We start from the raw sequence: 23,792 nt of genomic DNA on the forward strand, positions 1-23,792 counted from the left end.
TGCGGGCTGCCTAGTGCAGCGGCACCGCGGGTGCGGCGAGCCGGCCGTGCTCGTCCAGCACGATGCGGCCCGGCGCCTGCAGTTCGGCGGCGCTGCCGTAGCGCGTGGCGAGCGCGGCCAGCAGCGGCCCCAGCCCCTGCGGTTGCAGCGGATAGCCGTGGGCGAGCACGCGCGCACGGCCGCCCTCGCCGCGCTGCGCCACGGTGACCGCCACCACGCCGAGGCCGGGTGCCTCGTGCGCGTAGAGCTGCGGCGTATCGCCGGCCGGGTCGGCCGTGGCCAGCGGCTCCAGCAGCCAGCCGGCCTCGCCCTCGTCGTCCGGCGCCGACTGCAGGCGCAGCGGCAGCGCGTGCGCGTCCAGCAGCGCAGCGTACTGGCGCAGCTCGAACACGATGCCGGCGAAGCCGTGCGCGCGTTCCGTCGCGTCGCTCCCCTGGGCGGCCAGCCACGCGGCGGGCGACTGCGCCAGCACCCGGCCGCCTTCGTAGCGCAGTGCGAGACCGCGGGTGCTGAGCACCTCCTCGCTGCGGTACGGCGTGAGCAGGGCGGTTTCCAGCAGGCTCCACAGCGGTGCGAGGTTGACGTGCTCGTACTGCACGCAGGTGAGCGCCATCATGTCGTTGCGGCTGAGGTAGCGTGCGTGCTCCAGCTGCACGTCCAGCGTGCGCATCAGCCAGTCGGCGGTGCGCGCGCCGGCCTCGCCGCGGCCGACCAGCTGCACCTCGACCTGTTCGGCGAGCTCTTCCGCCAGCGTTTCCGGCGCCAGCAGCGACATCGGCAGCAGGCGCATCGGGCCGCCGGCGAACTGCGGCGCGGGCTCCAGCGGCTGTGCCGGCATGCGGCCCTCGTGGCTGCCGAGCGCCACCACCTGCTCCACGCTGGCGCGCGGCACGCGGCGGCCCAGCTCGTCCAGCGTGGCCCATACCGGGAAGCCGGGGCGCAGCAGCTCGACGGGGTCGAACAGCGCGCCCGCCAGCGCCAGCCGCGCCTGCGCCACCTGCGGCAGTAGCGTGTGCAGGTCGGCGGCGACCAGCGCGGCCAGTTCGTCCGCCTCGTCGCGGCTGAAGGTGGCACGCGGCGCGGCACCGGCCACCGGTTCCAGCGCGAGCACGATGGGCAGGGCGATCAGCGGGGAGGCTTCCACGACGGGCGATCCGGGAGGGGGAACCGCCATTCTAGCAAGCGCCGTCCAAGGCGCCCGGTGAACGAAGCGTCACCTGCGCGTGCCGCTGCGCTTTCGCGCCGTGGCGGGGCGGGTTAGCCTTGCACGCAGTGCAAGCGGCACAGGAATGTGCTGCACGCGACCGGGCAGGCAGGTGCCCGGTCGACGGAAGCGGGTCCGGACATGCGCCGGGTTCGCTGACTCGAAGCACCGCCCGGAGGACGGTGCTTCGAGGTTTCCTCCACATTGGATCGTCGCGGACATGGAACAGATGCAACGGCGCGTGGGCGTGATCGGCGGTGTGCGGATTCCGTTCTGTCGCAACAACACCACCTACGCGGACGTAGGCAATTTCGGCATGTCGGTGAAGGTGCTGGGTGCGCTGGTCGAGCGCTACGGCCTGCACGGCGTGGAGCTGGGCGAGGTGGCGCTGGGCGCGGTGATCAAGCACGCCGCGGACTGGAACCTGGCGCGCGAGGCGCTGCTTTCCTCGGGCCTGGCGCCCACCACGCCGGGCATCACCACCGCGCGCGCCTGCGGCACCTCGCTGGACAACGCGATCCTCGTGGCGAACAAGATCGCCTGCGGCCAGATCGAGGCCGGCATCGCCGCCGGTTCGGACACCACCAGCGACGTGCCGATCGTCTACGGCACCCGCCTGCGCAAGCGCCTGCTGGCGATCAACCGCGCGAAGACCCTGCAGGACAAGCTGAAGATCGCGCTGCACCGCTTCTCGCTGAAGGAGCTCCGGCCCTCCTTTCCCGGCGTGGCCGAGCCGCGCACCGGCAAGTCGATGGGCGACCACTGCGAGTTGATGGCGAAGCAGTGGCACATCGGCCGCGAGGCGCAGGACGAACTGGCGCTGGCCAGCCACCGCAAGCTCGCCGCCGCCTACGAGGCCGGCTTCTTCGAGGACCTGGTGGTGCCGTTCCGCGGCATCAAGCGCGACGGCTTCCTGCGCCCCGACACCAGCATGGAGAAACTCGCCACGCTGAAGCCCGCGTTCGACAAGAGCTCGGGCAAGGGCACGCTCACCGCGGGCAATTCCACCGGGCTCTCCGACGGCGCCGCCGCCGTGCTGCTGGCCAGCGGGGACTGGGCCGCGCGGCATGGCCTCAAGGTGCAGGCCTGGTTCCGCGACGCGGAGGTGGCCGCGGTGGACTTCGTGCACGGCGAGGGCCTGCTGATGGCGCCCACCGTGGCGGTGCCGCGCCTGCTGAAGCGCAACGGCCTCACCCTGCAGGACTTCGACTACTACGAGATCCACGAGGCCTTCGCCGCCCAGGTGCTGTGCACGCTGCGCGCCTGGGAATCGGCCGACTACTGCCGGAACCGGCTGGGCCTGGACGCGCCGCTGGGCGCGATCGACCCGGCGAAACTCAACGTGCACGGCTCCAGCCTCGCCGTCGGCCACCCGTTCGCCGCCACCGGTGCGCGCATCGTCGCCACGCTGGCGAAGCTGCTGGAGCAGAAGGGCTCGGGCCGCGGCCTGATCTCGATCTGCACCGCCGGCGGCATGGGCGTCACCGCGATCCTGGAGCGGTGAGCGGCCCGCCGCTTCAGCCGCGATTCGCCCGTGCGGGTGCATAAAGGACGCCATGTTCCGCCTGCGCACCACCACTACCCTGAGCCTGCTTGCGCTGGCCGTCGGCATTGCCGGCACGCAGTGGCTCAGCGGCTTCAACACCGGCTGGGCCGGCCCCAGCGAGCGCGTGGCGGGTTTCGTGCCGGCCGCGCGCCACGCCGGCGCACGGCCGCACGGACGCGTGGCCGTGCGCCGGCTGCTCTCCGATCCCGTCGTGGTGCATCGCGCGCTGCCGCCCGTGATGGCCAACGCCCGGGCCGACGAAGCCGCCCCGCCGCCCGAGCTGGTGCCGGTGGCCATGCCGGCGGCGCCGGTGTCGTGGTCGCGGATGGAAGGCCACCTGCGCGGCCGCGTGCTGCTGCACCTCGCCATCGACGGCGGCGGCCGCGTCATCGATGCCGCGCTGGCCGAGTCCAGCGGCGACCCGGTGCTCGATGCGCACGCGCTGGCTACCGTGCGCGGCTGGCGCTTCGCGGTGCCGGCCGACCATCCCGACGGCTTCAGCGGGGACCTGCCGATGCGCTTCACCAGCGGCGACGGCCGGGTGGCGCAGGCGCCGTGACGGCGGCTTGAACCCCCGGCGGGAGCCGGGGCGCGCGATCACAGGATGCCCTTCACTCCCGCCCCGAACGCGGTGATCAGCCGCGTGTAGATCAGCTTCGGCGAGATCGCCACGTCGGGGAAGTCGCCCACCGGGACGTAGCACTCGTGGAACTTCGGGTCGTCGGGCGCGAGCGGCGCGCAGCCGGGCCTGATCTCGTAGCTGGTGGCGTAGCGGAACGGCCACAGGTCGAACAGCGGCAGGTGCGAGGAGACGTTGCCGATCGCCTGGCTGATGGCGCCGAGGACGGGAATGGTGGGTTCGCGCCGGGCAATGGTCCACGCGTTCTGCGGCAGCGTGTCCTCGAGGATCGACGCGCGCACCTCGCCGGCGAAGCGCGGGTCGTAGACGATCACGCCGGCCTCGGTGTTGTAGTGGTCGGAGCGCGGGTCGAAGTTGTGCGAGCCGACCATGGCGAAGCGGTCGTCCACCACCATCGACTTGGCGTGCAGGCTGTAGCGGCGGCCGGTGCTGCGCAGCGGCGCGGGGCGGTAGCGGTCGCCGTGGCTGCCGAATACGCCGGGGCGACGTTCGTTGCCGGGAAAGCGTCGCCCTTTCCCGCCCGCCTGCGCGACGGAGCGGCCCGCGGGGCGGTCGTCCTGCGCCTCGTTCGCCTCCTCGAACGCCTCGGCGGCGCTGTCGGCGTGCGGCTTCAGCTCGTGGATCTGGAAACCGTATTCGGTGAGGTAGCGGCGGCGGTGCTTGTAGGACAGCCCGTACACCGCGAACGCGTCGGTGGCGGCGAGCGAGTTGGTGGAGACGACGATGCGCGGCGGCGGAGTCTCCTTGTGCAGGCGCTTGAAGATGTCCTGCGCACGCTTGCTCAGCACCAGGTAGGGCGTCTGCAGCACCACCTCGTGTTTCGCGTCGGCGACCATGCGCATCAGGTGCGCGGTGAGTTCGCGGGCGCTGCGCTTGGTCGGCTCGTCGGTCTTGGCCGGCAGGTCGCTGAAGTAGTTCACCTGGCTCACGCGCAGGGTGTCGTCGCCGATCCACGCGGCGAGCCAGTCGGGGTCCTCCGCCTCGGCCTGGGCGCGCGCCACCCGTGCCGGGTCGGTGTAGTGCGGCGCGGGCCAGCCGGGCGGGGTCTTGTCGCTGCGGATGCGCCGGTTGACGTCGCGCAGGCGGATCAGCGGCACCGAGCGCTTGTGGTTCCAGAACAGCGCGAAGCTGTCGGCCATCTCGCGCCCCACCGGGCCGCCGGCCATCACGTCGCGGTCGAGGTAGTCGAAGTCGGGGTCCCAGTTGAAGTAGCGGTTCTGATAGTTGCGCCCGCCGGTGATGCCGATGGTGTCGTCCACCAGCAGCAGCTTGTTGTGCATGCGCTGGTTGAACTTCATGAAACAGCACAGGATGCCGGCGGCGAATTCCAGCGGCGGCGTCTGCGCGTCGCGGAAGGTGGGGTTGTACAGCTTCACCTGGAGGTTGGGGCTGACCCGCGCGAGGCGGTCGAGCAGGCCGAGGTCGCCGAAGGAGAACAGCTGGTCGGCCAGGATGTGCACCTGCACCCCGCGCCGCGCGGCCTGCACCAGCTCGTTGAGCACCAGCTGGCCGATGTCGTCCTCGTCCCAGATGTAGGTCTGCACGTCGATGCTGTGCTGCGCGGCGCGGATCAGGCTGATGCGTGCCGCCAGCGCGGCCTCGCTGTCGTCGAGCAGGGTCACGGTGTTGATCGGGTGGCCGGGCGTGGAATCGGCCAGCGCCTGCTGCGCGGCGGCCAGCAGGGGCGAGGGTGCGGCGCAGCGGTCGGCCTGCTGGCAGGTGTCCGCACGGCCGGGGCTGGCGGCGACGATGGCGCCGGCTTCGCGGATCTGGGCGCGGCTCAGCGTGCAGCCTTGCAGCAGTGCGGTGAGCAGCAGGACGGGGAGCAATAGCCGGCGGGACGACATGAACGATGCAGTGGGCGAGGCTTCGTGCCCCGGGGCGCGTTGAGACAGGACCCGGGGAGTTTTGTTCGATCGCCGCGGTGCGGCGATCGCGGTGCGGATCAGGGCGACCAGAACGCGTCCAGCCGCGCGCTGGCCGGTTCCAGCGGGCCGCCGAGGTGCAGCACCGCGAGCCCCGCCGGCGGCATGCCGCGGAACTCGTCGGAGCGGCCTTCCACCAGCAGCGCCACCAGCCGTTCGATGCCGGGGTTGTGGCCCACCAGCAGCACGGTGCCGGCGTCGGCGTGCTGGTCGAGCAGTGCGAGCAGTTCGCCGGGCGTCGCGTCGTAGATCTCGCCGGCCTGCTGCAGCGGCGGCGGATCGGCAAGCGCGGCCAGCGCCAGCTGTGCGGTTTCCTCGGCGCGGCGCGCGGGCGAGCACAGCGCGCGCAGCGGCCGCGCGCCGTGCCGGGCCAGCCACGCACCGGCGTCTTGCGCCTCGCGCCGGCCGTGTTCGCTGAGCGGGCGCTGGTGGTCGTCGCCGCTGTCGTCGGCGGGCAGGGCTTCGGCGTGGCGCAGCAGGATCAGTTCGTGCATGGAGGGCTCCGGTGAAGGGTGGGCGGCAGGCTCAGGCGGCCTGCCGCTTGATCCAGCGCAGCAGCGGCTTCCAGTCCTGCTGGTGGCTGCGCACCTGCTCGGACTGGTAGTCGAAGATGCCCTTGCCCAGTGCGGCGAGCAGCACGTAGGCCTGGCTGTCGCGCAGCTGGGCGACGACGGGAAACTGCGAGGTGGCGGCGAGCTGTTCCACCGCATCCTGGCTGGCGCGGGTCCAGGGCTTGAGCCGGTTCGCCACCAGCGCCACCGGCAGCTTGCCGCTCCTGATGCGCCGGATCGCCTGCAGCTCGCCGAGGAAGTGCATCGTGGCGTCGAGGTCGAAGCTGGACGGCAGCACCGGCACCAGCAGCACGTCGGCCTGCTCGATGAAGGGTTCGAGCTCGCGTTCGCCGGAACCGGCCGCGGTATCGATCAGCAGTTGCTGCGTGTCCGGCGGCACCCGCTGCAGCGCCTTGCGGCCGCCTTCCAGCCCCAGCACGCCGGGCACATGCTCGGGGCGGCGGCTGGCCCAGCGATAGCTGGAGCCCTGGTGATCGGCGTCCACGATCGCGGTGTGCTGCCCCGCCTGGGCCCAGTGCGAGGCCAGTTGCGTCGCCAGCGTGCTCTTGCCGCAGCCGCCCTTGCTGCTCGCCACCAGTGTCGTGACCATGGGTGCACCCTTGCCGCGAAAGGTGGCCCAAGCCTAACCGGTGCGGGCGGTCATGGGGAGTGCGCCGGCGCCGGGGCGGATTGGCCGCCGTCCGCCGGCGGCGGCTGCCAGCTGCCGGGCGCGGTGGTCGAGATCCCGCTGGCGCGCAGCACCGCGATCATCTGGCTCATCTCGGTACCGCCCTGCTTCGCGGCCGCCAGCAGCTGCTGCGCCAGCGTGGCGTCGTCCTGCGCGCGCAACGCCAGCTGCGAGTAGTTCTGCACCTGCCAGACCAGGTCGCGGCGTTGCTGGCGCGCGTCCGCCTGTGCGGCGGCGTCGCCGAGGACTTCGCGCAGGTGCAGGCCAAGCGAGCGCGCCAGCGGGCTGGAGCCCCATTCGAGCAGCTTGCCGAGCTTGAGGCAGTCGGCCTTGATCGCGGCGTCGTCGCCCGCGTTCTCGCACAGCCTGGCCACTCCCGGCAGCGCGGGCCGCGGCTGCATCCGGGCGTTGCCCAGCACGATCAGCGCCTGCACGCCGAGCGGGCCGGCCGCGCCCTGCGTGGCCGGCGGCGGGGGCAACGCATCGACCACGCCGGCCAGCGCGGCGAGGCTGCTGCCGGTGTAGTCGTCGTACGATTTGGCGGCGGCGGCCTTGGCCAGGTCCGCGCGCGCTGGGTCGGATTTCATGTCGCGGGTGTCCAGGCCCAGCTGGAGCAGCCATACCGCGGCGTTGTCCGGCGCCTGCTGCTCCAGCTTGCGCAGCGCACCGGCGTTGGGACAGGCGTCGGCCCTGGTGTCGCAGTCGGCGAGGCGCAGCCACTGCACGGCGGGGCCGGCGTCGGCCGCCGCGGCGGCGCGGCTGATCAGCGCGTGGAAACTGCCGGTCTTCGGCTGGCGCGGCAGCGGGCGGGCCAGCAGCGCCGCGCCCAGCAGCGGCTGCGCGGTGGCGCGCAGCGCCAGCACGCTGACCAGGTCGCGCTGGAACGACTGCAGTGCCTGCTCGCGGGTGTTGCTGTCGGCGACGGGCGGCGTAATGGCGGCCGAGTGCTTCGTGACGGCCGCCGCGGGCAGGGCGAGCAGCGACAGGGCGCCGGCGAGGGCGAGACGGTGCCATCCACGCATGAGGTGCTCCAGCGATCACGGAGTCGCCAGCTTAGCGGCCACCCCTTGAGGATGCTCTGAACGATGTCTGAGCCGGATGCCGCCGCAGCGGGTGCGTGTGCGGGCGGGTTGCTAGGATGGCCGGACGCTCGCGCGCCCGGCGCGCTGCACACCACAGGGGCGGGAGGGTATGCCGTGAATCATTTTTCGAGCTTTGCCGACGGCGCGCCGTGGTTCGCCGGCTGGGGCACGCTGGCGCTGATCAACGCGGGCCTGGCCCAGGGCAAGAACCGCAGCGGCTTGCTCTGGTTCCTGCTGTCGCTGCTGTTCGGGCCGCTGGTGACGCTGGCCCTGGTGCTGCTGCCCAAGGTGCGGGCGAAGATGTTCTGAGGGGCGGAACTGCTGGCCCGAGGTGAACCTGGGGCACCACCAGAGCGCGCTTGCTCCAAATCACGCTTTGGCGATCCGTACCATGTCCGTTTGAAGCTTTTGGCTTATTCGCCAAAAGCTTCGCGCATGAATTCCGGCTGGGCCAGTGCGGCCTTGTGGATCTCGGCGTTGTAGTACTTCGTGGGGAAGTTCTTGGCGGACGCGCCGCGCTCGCGGAAGCCCGAGAGGTCGCCACCCTTGCGCGCCATGGTGCAGCTCCACCAGCCGGTGGGGTAGCAGGGCTGCGGGAACGGCAGCGTCTTCACCGCGCTGAAGCCCGCCGTGCGCATGGCCGAACGCATCGACTTGATGAGTTCGAGATGCGCCAGCGGCGATTCGCTCTGCTGCACCAGCAGGCCGCCGTGGCGCAGCGCCTTGTGGCAGCTGGCGTAGAACGCGGCGTTGAACAGGCCTTCGGCGGGGCCGACCGGATCGGTGGAATCCACGATGATCAGGTCCAGCGAGTCCGGCTCGGCCTCGGCCATGTACTTGATGCCGTCGATGAACAGCAGCTCCGCGCGCGGGTCGTGGTTGGACTCGCACAGCTCGGGGAAGTACTGTTCGGCGAGGCGCGTCACGCGCTCGTCGATCTCCACCTGCACCGCGTGCTCGACTTCCTCGTGCTTGAGCACCTCGCGCAGCGTGCCGCAGTCGCCCCCGCCGATGATCACCACGCGCTTGGCGCGCGCGTGGGTGAACAGCGCCGGGTGCGTCATCATCTCGTGGTAGAGGAAGTTGTCGCGGCTGGTCAGCATCACGCAGCCGTCGATCACCATCAGCTTGCCCCAGTCGGTGGTCTGGTGGATCTCGATGGTCTGGAACGGGGTCTTCTCCGCATGCAGCAGCTGCTCGGTGCGGAAGCCGATGGAGGAGCCGGAGGCCTGGTGGGCCTCGGTGAACCAGCTGATCTGCTGCGACATGGGTGTTCCTGGGGGCAAGCGGAATGTTCGGCCGGCCATTGTAGCCGACCGGTGACGGGTGGGGTTTGGGCCGGCGGCCGGGGCCGTTACAATGGCGGTTCCGGCCGCTGGGCCGGCTGGTGCGAACGGCCCCGCGGCGTGCGAGGCTTCCGGCCCTTCGTGCTTTTCCGCGTCAAGGCTCCGCCGCTGCGACGACAGGCTTTCCGCAAGGGAGACGCTTCATGTCGAAGCCCTGGACCGTGGCCGATGCGCGCCACACCTACGCCGTGGCCCACTGGGGCGACGGCTACGTCGACGTCGACGAGAGCGGCGGGATCACGATACGCCCGCATGGCGCGCGCGGCCCGGCGCTGTCGCTGCCGGGCATCGTCGAGCGCGCCCGCGCCGAGGGCCTGCGGCTGCCGCTGCTGGTGCGCTTCCCGGACATCCTCGCCGATCGCCTGGCGCGGCTGCAGGCCGCGTTCGCGAAAGCCATCGGCGAATGGAACTATGCGGCCGGCTATACGGCCATCTACCCGATCAAGGTGAACCAGCAGCGCGGCGTGGCCGGCGAGCTGGTGGCCGCCGGCGCGGAAGGTTTCGGCCTGGAAGCCGGTTCGAAACCGGAACTGATGGCGGTGCTGGCGATGGCGCGGCCCGGCTCGATCGTGATCTGCAACGGCTACAAGGACCGCGAATACATCCGCCTCGCGCTGATCGGGCGCAAGCTCGGCCTGCGCGTGCATATCGTGATCGAGAAGCTGTCCGAGCTGGACCACGTGGTCGCCGAGGCCAAGGCGCTGGGCGTGGAGCCGCTGCTCGGCGTGCGCGTGCGCCTCGCCTCGATCGGCGCCGGCAAGTGGCAGAACACCGGCGGCGACAAGGGCAAGTTCGGGCTGTCGCCGGCGCAGGTGCTCGTCCTGGTCGAGCGGCTGGAGCAGGCCGGCCTCAAGCACACGCTGAAGCTGCAGCACTTCCACATGGGCTCGCAGATCTCCAACGTGCGCGACATCGCCAACGGCATGCGCGAGGCCACGCGCTACTTCGTCGAGCTCAGCCGCATGGGCGTGCCGCTGGAAACCGTGGACGTGGGCGGCGGCCTCGGCGTGGACTACGAGGGCTCGCGCTCGCGCAGCCACAACTCGATCAACTATTCGATCGAGCAGTACGCCGCCACCATCGTGCAGTCGCTGGCCGAGGCGGTGGAGGCGGAGGGCCTGAAGGCGCCGCACATCCTGACCGAGGCCGGCCGTGCGATGACCGCGCACCACGCGGTGCTGGTGGTCAACGTGAGCGAGGTGGAAGAGGTGCCGCAGGGCGCGATTCCCGCGCCGGACGCCGACGAGCCGGCGGTGCTGCGCCGCCTGCGCGAGGTGCACGCGGAACTCGACCAGCGCCCCGCGCTGGAGCTGTTCCACGAGGCCCAGCACCACCTCGCCGAAGGCCAGGCGCTGTACGCGCTGGGCCAGCTGGCGCTGGCCGACCGCGCGCGACTGGACGAGATGTACTACGCGATCGCCAACGCGGTGCGTGCGCGCCTGCTGCCGGGCGAGCGCTCGCATCGCGCCGCGCTGGACGAACTGGACGAGAAGCTGGTGGACAAGTACTTCGTCAACTTCTCGGTGTTCGAGTCGGTGCCGGACATCTGGGCGATCGACCAGATCTTCCCGATCGCGCCGATCGCGCGGCTGCACGAGGAACCCACACGTCGCGGCGTGATCGTCGACCTCACCTGCGATTCCGACGGTCGCATCGACGATTACGTCGACGCCGAGGGCGTCGACGTGAGCCTGCCGCTGCACGCGCTGCGCGAGGGCGAGAGCTACCGGCTCGGCATCTTCATGGTCGGCGCCTACCAGGAAACGCTGGGCGACATCCACAACCTGTTCGGCGACACCGACGCGGTGAACGTGCGCGTGGACGGCGGCGGCTACGTGTTCGCGCACAAGCGCCGTGGCGACACCACCGACCTGATGCTCGACTACGTGGGCTACGACCTCGCCGCGCTGCGCGCCAGCTACCGCGAGCGCATCGCCGCCGCGGGCGTCACCGGCGAGGCGGCGGAGTCCCTGTACCGGGCGCTCGATGGTGGCCTGACCGCCTACACCTACCTCGCCGAAGAGGGCTGACGCCTGCTGCTTCCTCTCTGGGCGGGGAGAGGAAGCGAGCCGCCTTGCACCAAGGCCTGATGGTGCCGTCACACGCGTTGCCTACAATGCGTGCGGTCCTTCCCCCTCACGGAGTACCCGCATGAGCAGTCTCGACGGCAAGGTGGCCCTGATCACCGGCGCGGCCAGCGGCATCGGCAAGGCCATCGCGGAGCTGTACGCGCAGCACGGCGCAAAGGTCGCGATCTGCGACATCAACCAGCAGGCTGCCGACGCGGCGGCGGCCGGGATCAACGCCGCGGGCGGCCGGGCCATCGGCGTCGCGATGGACGTCACCGACGAGGCCGCGGTGGACGCGGGCACCGACAAGGTGGTCGCCGCGTTCGGTGCGCTGGACATCCTGATCTCCAACGCCGGCGTGCAGATCATCAATCCGATCGACCAGTTCAGCTACGCCGACTGGAAGAAGATGCTGGCGATCCATCTCGATGGCGGCTTCCTCACCACCCGCGCCGCGCTGCGCCACATGTACCGGGGCGACCGCGGCGGCATCGTGATCTACATGGGTTCGGTGCACTCGCACGAGGCGTCGAAGCTCAAGGCGCCCTACGTGGCGGCCAAGCACGGTCTGCTCGGCCTGGCCCGTACGCTGGCGAAGGAGGGCGCGCCGCACAATGTGCGCTCGCACGTGATCTGCCCCGGCTTCGTGCGCACGCCCCTGGTGGAGAAGCAGATCCCCGAGCAGGCCAAGGAGCTCGGCATCAGCGAGGCGGACGTGATCAAGAACGTGATGCTGAAGGACACCGTGGACGGCGTGTTCACCACGGTCGAGGACATCGCGCAGACGGCGCTGTACCTCGCCACCTTCCCGTCCGCCGCGCTGACCGGGCAGAGCTTCGTGGTCAGCCACGGCTGGTACATGCAGTAAGCCGATGGCCGAACCTACGCAGGCGCCGTCGCTGGCCGGGCAGGTGGCGCGCGACTACCGCAGCGTGGCCCTGGTGCTGCAGGGCGGCGGCGCGCTGGGTGCGTACCAGGCCGGCGTGGTCGAGGCGCTGGCCGGGGCCGGGCTGTGGCCGAGCTGGGTGGCCGGCATCTCGATCGGCGCGCTCAACGCGGCGATCGTCGCCGGCAACCCGCCGGAGCGGCGGGTGGAACGCCTGCACACGTTCTGGCGCACGATCTGTCAGTCGCCGCTGTGGCCGTCCGTGCCCACGCCGCCGTGGTTCGACGAGACGGCCTGGCCGATGGCGGTGCGCAGCGGCCTCAGCGGGTTGGCGGCGTGGCGCACGCTGGTCGAGGGGCAGTCGGGCTTCTTCCGTCCGCGCGTGCCGGCGCCGGTGCTGCAGGCGCATGCCGGGCCCGCCAGCACCAGCTGGTACGACACGGCACCGCTGCGCGCCACGCTGGAGCGCCTGGCGGACTTCGATCGCATCAACGATCCGCGCGGCATGCGCGTGTCGGTGGGCGCGGTGAACGTGCGCACCGGCAACTTCGTCTACTTCGACAACAGCAGGGAGCGGCTGCGGCCCGAGCACTTCATGGCGTCCGGCGCCTTGCCGCCCGGGTTTCCCGCGGTGGAGGTCGACGGCGAGTTCTACTGGGACGGCGGCATGGTTTCCAACACGCCGCTGTACCAGGTGCTCACCGAACGGCCGCACCGCGACATGCTGGTGCTGCAGGTTGACCTGTGGAGCGCGCGCGGCGAACTGCCGCGCGACATGGCGGGCGTGGCCGAGCGGGTGAAGGACATCCAGTACTCCAGCCGCACCCGGCTGGTGACCGAGTACATGCGCCAGAGCCGCGAGCAGCAGCGCCTGCTGCATGCGCTGATGGCGCTGGTGCCGCCGGAGCGGCGCGACGGGCCGGCCTGGCGCTGCGCCGAGGCGGCGGCCAACGGCTCGCGCACCAACCTGATCCACCTGATCTACCAGGACAAGCCCTACGAGGGGCACTTCAAGGACTACGAGTTCAGCCTGTCCAGCATGAAGAGCCACTGGCGCAGCGGCCTGGACGACATGCGGCACACCCTGGCGCATCCGCAATGGTTCGCCGCGCCGCCGGCCGAGCAGCCGTTCGTCACCCACGACGTGCACCGCGGCTGACGCCCCGGCGGTAGTGCGGGATCAGCCGCGGTGCACCTGCAGCCCGGCCGCCGACTGGCTCACCGGCATGATTTCCAGGCGCGTGACGTCGAGGTGCGGCGGCAGGTTGGCGATCCACCAGATCGTGTCGGCGATGTCGCCGGCGGCGATCGGTTGGGCGCCGGCATAGAGCTGGTCCGACGCGGCCTGGTCGCCGCCGGTGCGCACCAGGGTGAACTCGGTCTCGGCCATGCCCGGCTCGATGGACGTGACGCGCACGCCGGTGCCGTGCAGGTCCACGCGCAGGTTCTGCGAGAACTGGGTGACGAAGGCCTTGGTGCCGCCATAGACGTTGCCGCCGCGGTACGGGTAGCTGCCGGAGATCGAGCTGATGTTGACGATGGCGCCGCGCCGCTCGATCAGCTTCGGCAGGAGCGCGTGGGTCATCGTCGCCAGCGCGGTGACGTTGGTGTCGATCATCTGCTTCCACTGCGCCAGGTCGGCCTGCTGCGCGGGCGCGGTGCCCAGCGCGAGGCCGGCGTTGTTCACCAGCAGGTCGACACCCGCGAAGGCGGGCGGCAGCGCGTCGACGGCGGCGTGCAGCGCGGCCTCGTCGCGGATGTCGAAGGCGGTCGCGTGCACCTTGTCGGCACCGTGCCGGTCCACCAGCTGCTGCAGGCGCTCGGCGCGGCGTCCGCTGGCGACCACCCGCCAGCCGCCGGCCACGAACCGTTCCACGGTGGCGGCGCCGAAGCCGGCGGTGGCGCCGGTGATCCAGGCGGTCTTGGTCGTCATGCGCGTGCGGCCTCGGCGGGATGGGTCACTTGCCTTCCTTCAGCGCGATCGAGTTGATCCCGGCATTGGCGAGGCGCTGCTTGGTCGCCTCCAGCGCGCTGGCGGTGGGGAACGGCCCCAGCCGGACGCGGTGGAAGGTCTGGCCGTTGACGTCGACGGACTGCACGTTCGCCACGAAGCCCTGCATGGCGAGCTTCGCCTTCATGGTTTCCGCGTCGGCAGGGTTGGGGAAGGCGCCGACCTGCAGCAGGTAGCCGCTGCCCGCCGCGGGCTTCGGCACCGCGGCGGCGGGCGCGGCCACCACGTTCTGGGTGGCCACCGGCGCGTTGCCGGGCGCCGCCGGCGGTGCGGCGGGCGCCGGCATCGCATTCGCCGGGGCATTCGCGGCGGCCTGCTGCTTTTGCTGCTCGGCTCTGGCCTGCGCGCTGATCTCGGCATCCGGGATGCGCACTTCCTTCTCCGAGAGCACGGAGTAGAAGTCGAACTGGGGCTTCTTCGGCGCGCTCTCGGCGCTGCCCGGCGCCACCGCGCCGGTTTCGCTCGGGGTTTCGGCGGTGGCCTGCGGGTTGGCCTGCGGCCCGGTCTTCGCCGACATCGGCAGCTGCGAGCGGTGCATCAGGTAGGCCACCGCCACCGCGCCGATCAGCACGCCGACCAGGATCGCGGCCCAGGCCGGAAACCCGCCGTTCCTGTTGCGTACCGCCTGCCGACCCTTGCCTTTGCGTGCTGCCATCACATGCTCTCCGGGGCGCCGAGGCCCAGCAAGTCGAGACCGTTGCGCAACACCTGCCGGGTGGCCACCACGAGGGCGAGGCGGGCGTCGCGCAGGTCCCTGTCCTCGACCAGGAACTGGTGCGAGTTGTAGTAGGTGTGGAACGCGTTGGCCAGTTCGCGCAGCCAGACGGCCAGCAGGTGCGGCTCCAGGTTCGCTGCCGCCGCCTCCACCACCTCGGGGTAGCGCGACAGCTCGGTGAGCAGGGCCTGCTCGTGTTCGTTGTCCAGCCGCGCAAGTTGCCTGAGCCCATTGTCCTGATCGAACGTGAACCCTTTCTCGCCGGCCTGGCGCAGCACCGAGCACACGCGGGCGTGGGCGTACTGGATGTAGTACACCGGGTTGTCGTTGGTTTGCGAGCGCGCGAGGTCGATGTCGAACACCAGCTGCGAATCGCCCTTGCGCGAAATCAGGAAATAGCGCGTGGCGTCGCGGCCCACCTCGTCGATCAGGTCGCGCAGGGTGACGTAGCTGCCGGCGCGCTTGGAGATCTTCACCTCCTCGCCGCCGCGCATCACGGTGACCATCTGGTACAGCAGGTAGTCGGGGTAGCCCTTGGGGATGCCCGCGTCCAGCGCCTGCAGGCCGGCCTTCACGCGGGCCAGCGAGCCGTGGTGGTCGGAACCCAGCACGGTGATCGCCTTGCCGTAGCCGCGCTGCCATTTGCTGAGGTGATAAGCCACGTCCGGCACGAAATACGTGTAGGTGCCGTCCGACTTGCGCATCACGCGGTCCTTGTCGTCGCCGAAGTCGGTGGTCTTCAGCCACAGCGCGCCACCTTCCTCGTAGGTGTGGCCGTGGGCGATCAGCTCGCGCACGGTTTCCTCCACCTTGCCGTCGGTGTACAGCGAGGATTCGAGGAAGTACACGTCGAAGCCCACGCCGAAGGCCTGCAGGTCGAGGTTCTGCTCGCGGCGCAGGTAGGCCACGGCAAAGGCACGGATCGCATCGAGGTTCTCCGCGTCCTTCGCGCCGGTGACGGTGTGGCCTTCCACGGTGACGCTGTCGCCGGCGAGATAGGCCCTGGCCACGTCGGCGATGTAGTCGCCGCGGTAGCCATCCTCGGGCCAGCCGGCATCGCCGGGAGCGATGCCCCTGGCGCGCGCCTGGGTGGAGGTCGCGAGGTTGGCGATCTGCACGCCGGCGTCGTTGTAGTAGAACTCGCGCTTCACGTTCCAGCCGCAAGCTTCCAGCAGGCGTGCCACGCAGTCGCCCAGCGCCGCATTGCGGCCGTGGCCCACGTGCAGCGGGCCGGTGGGATTGGCCGAGACGAACTCCACGCCCACCGTGCGGCCCGCGCCCTGCGCGTTGCGGCCGTAGTCCGCGCCGTGCTCGAGGATGCGGCGCACCTGCGACTGGCTGGCGCCGGCAGTGAGGAAGAAGTTGATGAAGCCGGGCCCGGCGATCTCCACCCCCGCCAGCAGATCGCTGGCCGGCAGTGCGGCCACCAGCTTCTCGGCTAGCTCGCGCGGCTTGGCGCGTGCGGGTTTGGCCAGCAGCATGGCGGCGTTGCAGGCGAAGTCGCCATGTTCGCGGCTGCGCGTGCGCTCGATCACGAAGCCGGGCACCACGAGATCGACGGGTAGGGCAGCCTGGGTTTGCAGGGCGTGGATGGCCTCGAGGACCAGTTCGTGCAGCTGGGCTTTCACGGGCGCGACGATTCCGGGATGGAACCGGCAATCCTAGCAGACCGGCCGGCGCGGGCGGCTCCTTGGCCGGCCGGGCAACAGCATGCTGCGGCGCCGCGCGCCGCCTGTGGATAAGTCTGTGGGGAAAGCCGGGCCCGATATGGCCAGCCAGGTTCCGGCTGCGGGGTCATGCCGCTTTCATCAGGAAAAAATATTTCACATCAGGCACATATAAGTCATGCTTGAAGTCATGGTTGCGTTGGGCGATGCAAGTGCTGGCCACTGGCTTTTGTGCATAAGTAATGGCCGCCTGGCGGTCATCGTCGTCGCACGGGATCGTCATGGCCCTGTCATGCGGCGGCGCCACACTGGCTGCGTGCCGGTGGCGACTCCCCTCCACTTCCGGCGCCCGGAGACGCCGCTCTCTCCGCTCCCCAGAATCGGCAACCACGGCGCGGCTCATCCCGCGCCGCTTTTTTTGTGCGTTCGTCCTTGAACGCGAAGATCAAACGGGCGGCCACCCATGGCCGCACTCTTCACGAAAATCCACAAATCGCTCCGACGTTTTTGTCTCGCGGGCTCAGATCAGGCCGCGTGCGGCCATCGATACCGGCTCGCCGCTGCCGATCACCAGGTGGTCCAGCACGCGCACGCCCACCAGTTGCAGCGCCTCGCGCAGCTCACGGGTGATCGCGCGGTCGGCCGCGCTGGGCTCGGCCACCCCGCTCGGGTGGTTGTGGGCGAAGATCACCGCGCAGGCGTTGTGCCGCAGGCAGGCGCGCACCACTTCGCGCGGATGCACGCTGGCGCCGTCCACGGTGCCGCGGAACAGCTCCTCGAAGGCCAGCACGCGATGCCGGTTGTCCAGGTACAGGCAGCCAAACACCTCGTAGGGCAGGTGGCGCAGGCGGGCGCTGAGGAAGTCGCCGCTGTCGCGCGGGTTGCCCAGTGCGGGCTGCTCGTGCAACTGCTCGGCGAGGCTGCGCCGGGCCAGTTCCAGCGCGGCGGCGATGCGGGCCCGCTTGGCGGGGCCGAGGCCCGCGGCACGCACCGACTGATCGGGCCGACCGAGCAGAGCGCCGAGGCTGCCCGCGCCCACCAGCAGCTCGCGGCCCAGCGCGATGGCATCCTTGCCACGCACGCCGCTGCCCAGCAGCACGGCCAGCAATTCGGCGTCGGACAGCGCACCGCTGCCGCGGGCCAGCAGCTTCTCGCGGGGACGTTCGCCTTCGGGCCAGTCGCGGATGCTCATGCCGCCAGCGTGCCGGCGCGGATGCGATGCGGGCAGCAGTCGCGCGGCACGATTCCGGTAAGCTAAACGTCTGCCCGCACGTCAGGCCCTGCCTACATGAGCCTCGCCCAACGCCGCATCCTGCTGGGAGTGTCCGGCGGCATCGCCGCCTACAAGTCCTGCGAACTGGTCCGCCGCCTGCGCGAGCAGGGTGCGGAGGTGCGTGTGGTGATGACCGCAGGCGCCACGCACTTCGTGGGACCGGCCACCTTCCAGGCCTTGTCCGGCCAGCCGGTGCGCACTTCGCTGTGGGACGAGAGCGCCGAGGCGGCGATGGGCCACATCGAGATGGCGCGCTGGGCCGAGCGCATCGTGATCGCGCCGGCGAGCGCGGACGTCCTCGCGAAACTGGCCCACGGCCACGCCGACGACCTGCTCACCACGCTGTGCCTGGCCAGCGCCGCGCCACTGGCGGTGGCGCCGGCGATGAACCAGCAGATGTGGGCACACCCGGCGGTGCAGGCCAACATCGCCGTGCTGCGCCAGCGCGGCGTGCAGGTGCTGGGTCCGGCCGCGGGCGAACAGGCCTGCGGCGACGTGGGTACGGGCCGCATGCTGGAGCCGCTGGAACTGCGCGACGCGCTGGCCGCCTCGTTCGGCGGCGGTGCGCTGGCCGGGCTGGAGGTGGTGGTCAGCGCCGGCCCCACGTTCGAGGACATCGACCCGGTGCGTTTCATCGGCAACCGCAGCTCCGGCAAGATGGGTTTCGCGGTGGCGCAGGCCGCGGCCGAGGCGGGCGCGCGGGTCACCCTGGTGGCGGGACCGGTGAGCCTCGCCACGCCGCCCGGCGTGGCACGCCGCATCGACGTGCGCAGCGCGGCGCAGATGCAGGCCGCGGTGCTCGATGCCTGCGCGCAGGCGTCGATCTACATCGGCGCGGCCGCGGTGGGCGACTACCGGCCGGCCGAAGTGGCCGAGCGCAAGCTGAAGAAGCAGGCCGGTGCCGACCTGGTGCTGCAGCTGGCGGAGAATCCCGACATCCTCGGCAGCCTGGCCGTACGCCCCGCCCATCCGTTCCTGGTGGGCTTCGCCGCCGAGACGCACGACGTGGCGCGCTACGCGCAGGACAAGCTGCAACGCAAAGGGCTCGACATGATCGCCGCCAACCGTGTCGGCGACGGCCTGGGTTTCGAAACCGCCGACAACGCGCTGGACGTGTACTGGGCCGACGGCATGCTGGCGCTGGCGCGCGCCGGCAAGAGCGAGCTGGCGCGGCAACTGGTGGGCTGCGTGGCCGAACGCTATCGCGCGGTGCGCGGGTGAGCACGACGATGCTGGAAGTGGAACTGAAGATCCTCGATCCGCGGCTGGGCGACACGATTCCGCTGCCCGAAGCGGCTACCGCCGGCAGCGCGGGCATGGACCTGCGTGCCGCGCTGGAGTCGCCGCTCACGCTGGCCCCCGGCGACAGCGCGCTGGTGCCCAGCGGCATCGCCATCCACATCGGTGACCAGGGCTGGTGTGCGCTGATCGTGCCGCGCTCCGGGCTGGGCCACAAACAGGGCCTGGTGATGGGCAACCTGGTCGGGGTGATCGACGCCGACTATCAGGGCCCGCTGATGATCTCCTGCTGGAACCGCGGCCGCGAGCCGGTCACCATCGGCGTGGGCGACCGCATCGCCCAGCTGCTGCTGGTGCCGGTGGCACAGGCGCGGCTGAACGTCGTGGACGAGTTCGCGCCCAGCGTGCGCGGCACGGGCGGCTTCGGTTCGACGGGCATCAAGTGATTCCGGTTCGGCGCGGGGACGAGCCGGTGGTGACGGGCACCTGCAGGTACAGGGGATGGCGATGAGTGACGCAAACGGATCGCGCTGGCGCACACAGCCGGACTGGCGCCGCCTGTGGCCGCTGGCGCTGGGCACGCTGCTGCTGCTGCTGGGCGCGTTCTGTGCCTGGCAGACCTGGCTGATCGCGGACGAAGGCAGCGCGGCGGTACGCGTGCAGCAGGCACGGGACGAAGCGGTGCGGAAGCTGGCGCAGGTGGTCGCCGCGCAGCGCGCCACGGTGGAGCAGGCGGTGGCTTCGCTGGATCCCGCCGCGCTGCAGGGCGACCGTGCCCAGCTGGTGACGGCGCTGCACGCGAAGTTGCCGCAGGCGCGCCAGCTGGACATCTACAGCGGCAGCCTCGAGGAGGTGGTGCACGCGAATTTCCGCGAATTCGGCTACGCCAAGGCGGCGCAGCTGATGGCGGCGCAGACCGCCGACGGCCTGCCGCCGGTCGCGAGCGTGTCGTATGGCGTGGGCGACCGCCGGCTGAGCGTGGTGCTGCCGCTCGGCTCGCCACAGCAGGCGCAGGCCTGGCTGTGGGTGGAGCTGCCGTTCGCGCCAGTGCAGCAGGCCTTCGAGGCGACACCGCCCGCAGGCGGCCGGCTGGACCTGCGCCAGGGCGATGTCAGCACCGACATGCGTATCCTTTCGCACGGCAGTTCCGCCGCCGAGGTGGAGCCGGTCGCCAAGCCGGTGCCGGGCAGCGCGTTCAGCGTCGCCGCGGCACTGCCGATGGCCTTCATCGTGCTGCCACGCACCTGGCCGCTGACGGCGCTGCTGGCGCTGGCCGGCCTCGGCGCGGGGCTGTATCTGTTGTGGTGGAGGCTGCGTCGACGCGAGTTGCCGGTCGCCGAGCAAGACATCGACATCGAGGAGTTCAAGTTGTCCAGGGAAGCCGCCCGCAAGACCGCACCGCCCGTACCGGTACTCGCCAAGCTCGCCGCTACGCCGGCGCCCGCGCCGGTGCCGAAATCCCCAGCGAACATCGCGGTCGACCCGTCGATCTTCCGCGCCTACGACATCCGCGGCGTGGTGGGCCGGACGCTGAACGCCGGCGTGGCGCGCCTGCTCGGCCAATCCATCGGCACCTTGATGCGTGAGCAGGCCCTCACCGAGATCGTGGTGGGCCGCGATGGCCGCCTGTCCGGCCCGGAGCTGGCCGGCGCGCTGGCCGACGGCCTGCGCGAGGCGGGCATCGATGTGATCGACCTCGGCGCGGTGCCCACGCCGGTGGTGTATTTCGCCACCTACCACTACAACACCGGCTGCGGCGTGGCGGTGACCGGCAGCCACAACCCGCCCGACTACAACGGCTTCAAGATCGTGATCGGCGGGCAGACCCTGTCCGAGGGCTCGATCCAGGACCTCTACCGGCGCATCGCCGAGAACACGCTGGAAACGGGCAACGAGGGCAGCCTGCGCCAGGTCGACGTGCTGCCCGACTACCTTGAGCGCATCGTCTCCGACGTGCAGGCCGAACGCCGGCTCAAGGTGGTGGTGGACTGTGGCAACGGGATCCCCGGCGCGCTGGCCCCGCAGGTGCTTTCCGGTATCGGCTGCGAGGTGGTGCCGCTGTACTGCGAGGTGGACGGCACGTTTCCGAACCATCACCCCGATCCCTCCGATCCGCACAACCTCGAGGACCTGATCCTCGCGGTGAAGCAGACCGGCGCCGACCTCGGCGTGGCCTTCGACGGCGACGGCGACCGCCTCGGCGTGGTGACCAGGGCGGGCGAGATCGTCTTCCCCGACCGCCTGCTGATGCTGTTCGCGCGTGACGTGCTGGCGCGCCAGCCGGGCGCCACCATCATCTACGACGTGAAGTGCACCGGGCACCTGAAGGGCCAGATTCTCGAGGCTGGCGGCAGTCCGCTGATGTGGCGCACCGGCCACTCGCTGATCAAGGGCAAGATGCGCGAGACGGGCGCGGAGCTGGCCGGCGAGATGAGCGGGCACTTCTTCTTCAAGGAACGCTGGTACGGCTTCGACGACGGCATCTACGCCGGCGCGCGGCTGATGGAGATCCTCGCCGGCGATCTGGAGGACCGCACGCCGGAGGAGATCTTCGCCACCCTGCCCAAGGGCGTTTCCACGCCGGAGCTGAAGATCGAGCTGGCCGAGGGCGAGCACTACCGCTTCATGGAGAAGTTCCGCGCCAAGGCGGGCTTCGCCGACGCCACGCTCATCACGATCGACGGCGTGCGCGCCGACTGGCCGGACGGCTGGGGCCTGGTGCGGGCATCGAACACCACGCCGGTGCTGGTGCTGCGCTTCGACGCCGACAACCCGGCCGCGCTCAAGCGCATCCAGCAGGTGTTCCGCGCGCAGCTGCTGGCGGTCGATCCGGCGCTGAAGCTGCCGTTCTGATCGAGCGCCGAAGGCCCGGCATGGCCGGGCCTTCGCTTCGCGCCATCCGTGCCGCACGGCGGCATGGGGCCGGTTCGGCATCTCCACGCCGCATGCGTTGCACTCGCGGGGCGCCACCCGGAGGCCATGCGAGGGCAACCCATGCGGGCATGGGGAGATTCCGAACGTCTCTCAGGGCTGTCCTTGCTGTGCGGCCTGCAGGGCGCGGTAGTGCGCGAGCTGCTGCGGCTGTTCCTGGGCGGCCTGCGCGCGCTGCGCCTGCTGGCGCTGCAGCAGCGCCTGCAGGCCGCTGACCACGCCGCGCTGCTTGGCGATGCCGTCCTGCAGGGACTTCGGCAGTGGCTGCTTGTTGTGCTCGAACTCGGCGCCGCGGCCCAGCAGTTCGGTCAGCGCCTGCTCCTGGCTGCGCAGGTTGAGCTTGCTGGTGTGGATCTGCTGGTCCAGGTTCGCCAGCGACTGCTGCAGGGCGGCCTTGTACGCGGCCTCGTCGGGATAGGCGGCCAGCATCTGCTCATCCGCGCGGGCCTGGTCCTGGGCGGCGCGCCGGGCGGCGGCCTGCTGCGCGGCGAGCTTCTGCGCGGCGGCGCGCTCCTCCGGGCTGAGCTGGCGCTGCACGCGCTGCACCACCATGCCCTGGTCGTTGACCACGTCATAGCCGTACTTGAGCGCGTCCTGCGTGAGGCTGTCGCTGAAATGCGGCAAGCCCTTGCCGTCCACCCACTTGTAGCGCACACCGTTGGCGTTCGCGCCCTGCTGCTGGGCGAAGACCGGCACGCTGGCAAGCAGCGCGGCGATGGTCAGGATGGACAGTGACTTGCGCATGAGTACCCCTTCGCGGGAAGTATAGACGCCGTTGTGCTGCTGCACCGCCGCCGCGCCGGCCTGTCGTCGCGAGCCGTGAACGGGCTCTCAGCCGTCCACGCCGTAGCGCGCCCGATAGGCGAGCAGGCGCGCATGCTCGGCCGCCAGTTCGGGTCGCTCACCCGCGTAGGCCAGCACGTCGGCGAGGCTGGTGATCGCGATCACCGGGATGCCGTAGTCGCGCGTCACTTCCTGTGCGGCGGAAAGCTCGCCCTGGCCGCGCTCCTGCCGGTCCAGCGCGATCAGTACGCCGGCGGGCTCGGCGCCGTGGGCGCGGATCAGCGCCAGCGACTCGCGCACCGCGGTGCCGGCGGTCATCACGTCGTCCACGATCAGCACGCGGCCCTTCAGCGGTGCACCCACCAGCACGCCGCCCTCGCCGTGATCCTTGGCCTCCTTGCGGTTGTAGGCCCACGGCAGGTCGCGGCCGTGCTGGTCGGCCAGCGCGATCGCGGTGGCGGCGGCCAGCGCAATGCCCTTGTAGGCGGGGCCGAACAGCATGTCCACGTCGATCCCCGCGTTCGCCACCGCGGCGGCGTAGGCGCGGCCCAGCCGGCTCAGCGCCGCGCCGGAATCGATGCGTCCCATGTTGAAGAAGTACGGGCTCTGCCGCCCGGACTTCAGCGTGAATTCGCCGAAGCGCAGCACCTCGCGCTGCAGGGTGAGTTCGATGAAGTCGCGCTGGTAGTCGTGCATGGAAACTCTCGTCAGGGTAGGGCGCGCCACAGCAGATGCTGCGGCCCGGAACGGCCGCCATGGTACAGCGCGCCGCTGTTCGCGAAGCCCGCACGCCGGTAGAGCTCCAGCGCCGTGGTGTTGTCGCAGCCCACCGTCAGCATGATGCGCCGCGCCTGCGGATGGCGTTGCGCCAGGTCGGCCAGCAGCGCTGCCATCGCGGCCGAGCCGAGGCCGCGCCCCTGCCATGCCGCGTCGAGCTGGAACGAGCGCAGGCCCAGCGCGTCGGCATCGTCGTCGCGGCCGGTGAGGCTGCGCGCGCTGCGCTCGATGCGGTAGTAGCCGATCGGCACGCCGTCGAGCAGGATCGCCATCGGTTCGCTGCCGGAACAGTGTTCGGCGTCGGGCAGGGTGCGCGCGGGCGGGCTCACGAAGCCCTCCTGCTCCGGCTGCACGCGCAGGCGCAGCACGGCGTCGCGCAAGGCGGGCGTGACTGGCCGCACATCGATGGCGGGCGGTACCGGCATGGTTGCTATGATGCCCGCATCGCCCCGGGAGTCA

General features: G+C 71.0%; 23 protein-coding genes. 9 read left to right on the forward strand and 14 right to left on the reverse strand.

Features of this window, described 5'->3' with window-relative positions; translation table 11 throughout:
• Positions 1 to 10: 10 nt before the first annotated feature.
• The gene (locus ACQGNW_RS04875) at positions 11 to 1,144 is read right to left on the reverse strand and encodes a hypothetical protein (RefSeq protein WP_426661992.1); all 1,134 of its coding nucleotides are present in this window, start codon (positions 1,142 to 1,144) and stop codon (positions 11 to 13) included.
• A 280-nt stretch (positions 1,145 to 1,424) separates the two neighbouring features.
• On the opposite strand from ACQGNW_RS04875, the gene ACQGNW_RS04880 reads away from it, so the two are divergent.
• Together ACQGNW_RS04880 and ACQGNW_RS04885 are read left to right on the forward strand one after the other, a co-directional pair.
• Entirely contained in the window at positions 1,425 to 2,708 is a 1,284-nt protein-coding gene (locus ACQGNW_RS04880) for an acetyl-CoA C-acetyltransferase (RefSeq protein WP_426661993.1), read from the forward strand.
• A gap of 52 nt (positions 2,709 to 2,760) precedes the next feature.
• Entirely contained in the window at positions 2,761 to 3,309 is a 549-nt protein-coding gene (locus ACQGNW_RS04885; RefSeq protein ID WP_426661994.1) for an energy transducer TonB family protein, read from the forward strand.
• Between the two features lie 38 nt (positions 3,310 to 3,347).
• On the opposite strand, the gene ACQGNW_RS04890 is transcribed toward ACQGNW_RS04885, so the two are convergent.
• From ACQGNW_RS04890 to ACQGNW_RS04905, 4 genes are all read right to left on the reverse strand, one after another.
• Positions 3,348 to 5,237: a phospholipase D-like domain-containing protein gene (locus ACQGNW_RS04890; protein ID WP_426661995.1), complete on the reverse strand. Its 1,890-nt coding sequence runs from the start codon at positions 5,235 to 5,237 to the stop codon at positions 3,348 to 3,350.
• 98 nt (positions 5,238 to 5,335) lie between these two features.
• Positions 5,336 to 5,809, reverse strand: a complete 474-nt coding sequence (locus ACQGNW_RS04895; protein WP_426661996.1) for a SixA phosphatase family protein — start codon at positions 5,807 to 5,809, stop codon at positions 5,336 to 5,338.
• Positions 5,810 to 5,840: 31 nt separating this feature from the next.
• Positions 5,841 to 6,476 carry a nucleotide-binding protein gene (locus ACQGNW_RS04900; protein WP_426661997.1) on the reverse strand — a complete coding sequence of 212 codons (636 nt, stop codon included), beginning with the start codon at positions 6,474 to 6,476 and terminating at the stop codon, positions 5,841 to 5,843.
• Between the two features lie 50 nt (positions 6,477 to 6,526).
• Positions 6,527 to 7,576: a hypothetical protein gene (locus ACQGNW_RS04905; RefSeq protein WP_426661998.1), complete on the reverse strand. Its 1,050-nt coding sequence runs from the start codon at positions 7,574 to 7,576 to the stop codon at positions 6,527 to 6,529.
• Positions 7,577 to 7,750: 174 nt separating this feature from the next.
• On the opposite strand from ACQGNW_RS04905, the gene ACQGNW_RS04910 reads away from it, so the two are divergent.
• Positions 7,751 to 7,945 carry an antitermination protein NusB gene (locus tag ACQGNW_RS04910; RefSeq protein ID WP_426661999.1) on the forward strand — a complete coding sequence of 65 codons (195 nt, stop codon included), beginning with the start codon at positions 7,751 to 7,753 and terminating at the stop codon, positions 7,943 to 7,945.
• Between the two features lie 104 nt (positions 7,946 to 8,049).
• Here the strand turns inward: ACQGNW_RS04910 and speE are convergent, their stop codons facing one another.
• Positions 8,050 to 8,904 carry a polyamine aminopropyltransferase gene (speE, locus tag ACQGNW_RS04915; RefSeq protein WP_426662000.1) on the reverse strand — a complete coding sequence of 285 codons (855 nt, stop codon included), beginning with the start codon at positions 8,902 to 8,904 and terminating at the stop codon, positions 8,050 to 8,052.
• A gap of 221 nt (positions 8,905 to 9,125) precedes the next feature.
• Here speE and speA point away from each other — a divergent pair, with 221 nt between their 5' ends.
• The 3 genes from speA (at position 9,126) to ACQGNW_RS04930 (ending at position 13,096) form a co-directional block, all read left to right on the forward strand.
• Complete coding sequence (speA, locus tag ACQGNW_RS04920; protein ID WP_426662001.1) at positions 9,126 to 11,012, forward strand: arginine decarboxylase; 1,887 nt, start codon at positions 9,126 to 9,128, stop codon at positions 11,010 to 11,012.
• A gap of 121 nt (positions 11,013 to 11,133) precedes the next feature.
• Complete coding sequence (locus ACQGNW_RS04925; protein ID WP_426662002.1) at positions 11,134 to 11,919, forward strand: 3-hydroxybutyrate dehydrogenase; 786 nt, start codon at positions 11,134 to 11,136, stop codon at positions 11,917 to 11,919.
• Between the two features lie 4 nt (positions 11,920 to 11,923).
• Complete coding sequence (locus ACQGNW_RS04930; RefSeq protein WP_426662003.1) at positions 11,924 to 13,096, forward strand: DUF3734 domain-containing protein; 1,173 nt, start codon at positions 11,924 to 11,926, stop codon at positions 13,094 to 13,096.
• Between the two features lie 21 nt (positions 13,097 to 13,117).
• Here ACQGNW_RS04930 and ACQGNW_RS04935 read toward each other — a convergent pair whose 3' ends face one another.
• From ACQGNW_RS04935 to radC, 5 genes are all read right to left on the reverse strand, one after another.
• A complete protein-coding gene (locus ACQGNW_RS04935) occupies positions 13,118 to 13,870 on the reverse strand; it encodes an SDR family NAD(P)-dependent oxidoreductase (RefSeq protein ID WP_426662004.1) in 753 nt (250 codons plus the stop codon).
• A gap of 25 nt (positions 13,871 to 13,895) precedes the next feature.
• Positions 13,896 to 14,603: an SPOR domain-containing protein gene (locus ACQGNW_RS04940; RefSeq protein WP_426662005.1), complete on the reverse strand. Its 708-nt coding sequence runs from the start codon at positions 14,601 to 14,603 to the stop codon at positions 13,896 to 13,898.
• Complete coding sequence (gene argS / locus ACQGNW_RS04945) at positions 14,603 to 16,291, reverse strand: arginine--tRNA ligase (protein ID WP_426662006.1); 1,689 nt, start codon at positions 16,289 to 16,291, stop codon at positions 14,603 to 14,605. Before argS ends, ACQGNW_RS04940 begins: the two co-directional genes overlap by 1 nt.
• 166 nt (positions 16,292 to 16,457) lie before the next feature.
• Complete coding sequence (locus ACQGNW_RS04950) at positions 16,458 to 16,613, reverse strand: hypothetical protein (RefSeq protein WP_426662007.1); 156 nt, start codon at positions 16,611 to 16,613, stop codon at positions 16,458 to 16,460.
• A gap of 237 nt (positions 16,614 to 16,850) precedes the next feature.
• The gene (gene radC, locus ACQGNW_RS04955) at positions 16,851 to 17,522 is read right to left on the reverse strand and encodes a RadC family protein (protein ID WP_426662008.1); all 672 of its coding nucleotides are present in this window, start codon (positions 17,520 to 17,522) and stop codon (positions 16,851 to 16,853) included.
• 96 nt (positions 17,523 to 17,618) lie between these two features.
• Between radC and coaBC the strand changes: the two genes are divergently transcribed.
• From coaBC to ACQGNW_RS04970, 3 genes are read left to right on the forward strand one after another with little or no spacing between them, the layout of a single operon-like run.
• Positions 17,619 to 18,824, forward strand: a complete 1,206-nt coding sequence (gene coaBC, locus ACQGNW_RS04960) for a bifunctional phosphopantothenoylcysteine decarboxylase/phosphopantothenate--cysteine ligase CoaBC (protein WP_426662009.1) — start codon at positions 17,619 to 17,621, stop codon at positions 18,822 to 18,824.
• 8 nt (positions 18,825 to 18,832) lie between these two features.
• A complete protein-coding gene (gene dut, locus ACQGNW_RS04965) occupies positions 18,833 to 19,288 on the forward strand; it encodes a dUTP diphosphatase (protein ID WP_426662029.1) in 456 nt (151 codons plus the stop codon).
• A gap of 55 nt (positions 19,289 to 19,343) precedes the next feature.
• Positions 19,344 to 21,695 carry a phosphomannomutase/phosphoglucomutase gene (locus tag ACQGNW_RS04970; RefSeq protein WP_426662010.1) on the forward strand — a complete coding sequence of 784 codons (2,352 nt, stop codon included), beginning with the start codon at positions 19,344 to 19,346 and terminating at the stop codon, positions 21,693 to 21,695.
• Between the two features lie 171 nt (positions 21,696 to 21,866).
• Here the strand turns inward: ACQGNW_RS04970 and ACQGNW_RS04975 are convergent, their stop codons facing one another.
• The 3 genes from ACQGNW_RS04975 to ACQGNW_RS04985 all read right to left on the reverse strand — a co-directional run bounded on the left by ACQGNW_RS04975 (position 21,867) and on the right by ACQGNW_RS04985 (position 23,758).
• Positions 21,867 to 22,517: a DUF4124 domain-containing protein gene (locus tag ACQGNW_RS04975; protein ID WP_426662011.1), complete on the reverse strand. Its 651-nt coding sequence runs from the start codon at positions 22,515 to 22,517 to the stop codon at positions 21,867 to 21,869.
• Positions 22,518 to 22,604: 87 nt separating this feature from the next.
• The gene (pyrE, locus tag ACQGNW_RS04980) at positions 22,605 to 23,252 is read right to left on the reverse strand and encodes an orotate phosphoribosyltransferase (RefSeq protein WP_426662012.1); all 648 of its coding nucleotides are present in this window, start codon (positions 23,250 to 23,252) and stop codon (positions 22,605 to 22,607) included.
• 11 nt (positions 23,253 to 23,263) lie between these two features.
• A complete protein-coding gene (locus tag ACQGNW_RS04985) occupies positions 23,264 to 23,758 on the reverse strand; it encodes a GNAT family N-acetyltransferase (RefSeq protein ID WP_426662013.1) in 495 nt (164 codons plus the stop codon).
• Between the last annotated feature and the right edge of the window lie 34 nt (positions 23,759 to 23,792).

The sequence above is a fragment of the Rhodanobacter aciditrophus genome, assembly GCF_050026795.1.
GTDB lineage: Bacteria > Pseudomonadota > Gammaproteobacteria > Xanthomonadales > Rhodanobacteraceae > Rhodanobacter_A.

Excerpts from the sequence above, each read along its gene's own strand:
- ACQGNW_RS04985 (WP_426662013.1), bottom strand. The coding sequence starts at position 23,758 with ATGCCGGTACCGCCCGCCATCGATGTGCGGCCAGTCACGCCCGCCTTG.
- coaBC (WP_426662009.1), top strand. The coding sequence starts at position 17,619 with ATGAGCCTCGCCCAACGCCGCATCCTGCTGGGAGTGTCCGGCGGCATC.
- pyrE (WP_426662012.1), bottom strand. The coding sequence starts at position 23,252 with ATGCACGACTACCAGCGCGACTTCATCGAACTCACCCTGCAGCGCGAG.
- ACQGNW_RS04975 (WP_426662011.1), bottom strand. The coding sequence starts at position 22,517 with ATGCGCAAGTCACTGTCCATCCTGACCATCGCCGCGCTGCTTGCCAGC.
- ACQGNW_RS04895 (WP_426661996.1), bottom strand. The coding sequence starts at position 5,809 with ATGCACGAACTGATCCTGCTGCGCCACGCCGAAGCCCTGCCCGCCGAC.
- ACQGNW_RS04935 (WP_426662004.1), bottom strand. The coding sequence starts at position 13,870 with ATGACGACCAAGACCGCCTGGATCACCGGCGCCACCGCCGGCTTCGGC.
- ACQGNW_RS04880 (WP_426661993.1), top strand. The coding sequence starts at position 1,425 with ATGGAACAGATGCAACGGCGCGTGGGCGTGATCGGCGGTGTGCGGATT.
- ACQGNW_RS04970 (WP_426662010.1), top strand. The coding sequence starts at position 19,344 with ATGGCGATGAGTGACGCAAACGGATCGCGCTGGCGCACACAGCCGGAC.
- ACQGNW_RS04950 (WP_426662007.1), bottom strand. The coding sequence starts at position 16,613 with ATGACGATCCCGTGCGACGACGATGACCGCCAGGCGGCCATTACTTAT.
- ACQGNW_RS04905 (WP_426661998.1), bottom strand. The coding sequence starts at position 7,576 with ATGCGTGGATGGCACCGTCTCGCCCTCGCCGGCGCCCTGTCGCTGCTC.
- ACQGNW_RS04885 (WP_426661994.1), top strand. The coding sequence starts at position 2,761 with ATGTTCCGCCTGCGCACCACCACTACCCTGAGCCTGCTTGCGCTGGCC.
- speA (WP_426662001.1), top strand. The coding sequence starts at position 9,126 with ATGTCGAAGCCCTGGACCGTGGCCGATGCGCGCCACACCTACGCCGTG.
- ACQGNW_RS04940 (WP_426662005.1), bottom strand. The coding sequence starts at position 14,603 with ATGGCAGCACGCAAAGGCAAGGGTCGGCAGGCGGTACGCAACAGGAAC.
- radC (WP_426662008.1), bottom strand. The coding sequence starts at position 17,522 with ATGAGCATCCGCGACTGGCCCGAAGGCGAACGTCCCCGCGAGAAGCTG.
- ACQGNW_RS04925 (WP_426662002.1), top strand. The coding sequence starts at position 11,134 with ATGAGCAGTCTCGACGGCAAGGTGGCCCTGATCACCGGCGCGGCCAGC.
- ACQGNW_RS04890 (WP_426661995.1), bottom strand. The coding sequence starts at position 5,237 with ATGTCGTCCCGCCGGCTATTGCTCCCCGTCCTGCTGCTCACCGCACTG.
- speE (WP_426662000.1), bottom strand. The coding sequence starts at position 8,904 with ATGTCGCAGCAGATCAGCTGGTTCACCGAGGCCCACCAGGCCTCCGGC.
- dut (WP_426662029.1), top strand. The coding sequence starts at position 18,833 with ATGCTGGAAGTGGAACTGAAGATCCTCGATCCGCGGCTGGGCGACACG.
- ACQGNW_RS04930 (WP_426662003.1), top strand. The coding sequence starts at position 11,924 with ATGGCCGAACCTACGCAGGCGCCGTCGCTGGCCGGGCAGGTGGCGCGC.
- ACQGNW_RS04900 (WP_426661997.1), bottom strand. The coding sequence starts at position 6,476 with ATGGTCACGACACTGGTGGCGAGCAGCAAGGGCGGCTGCGGCAAGAGC.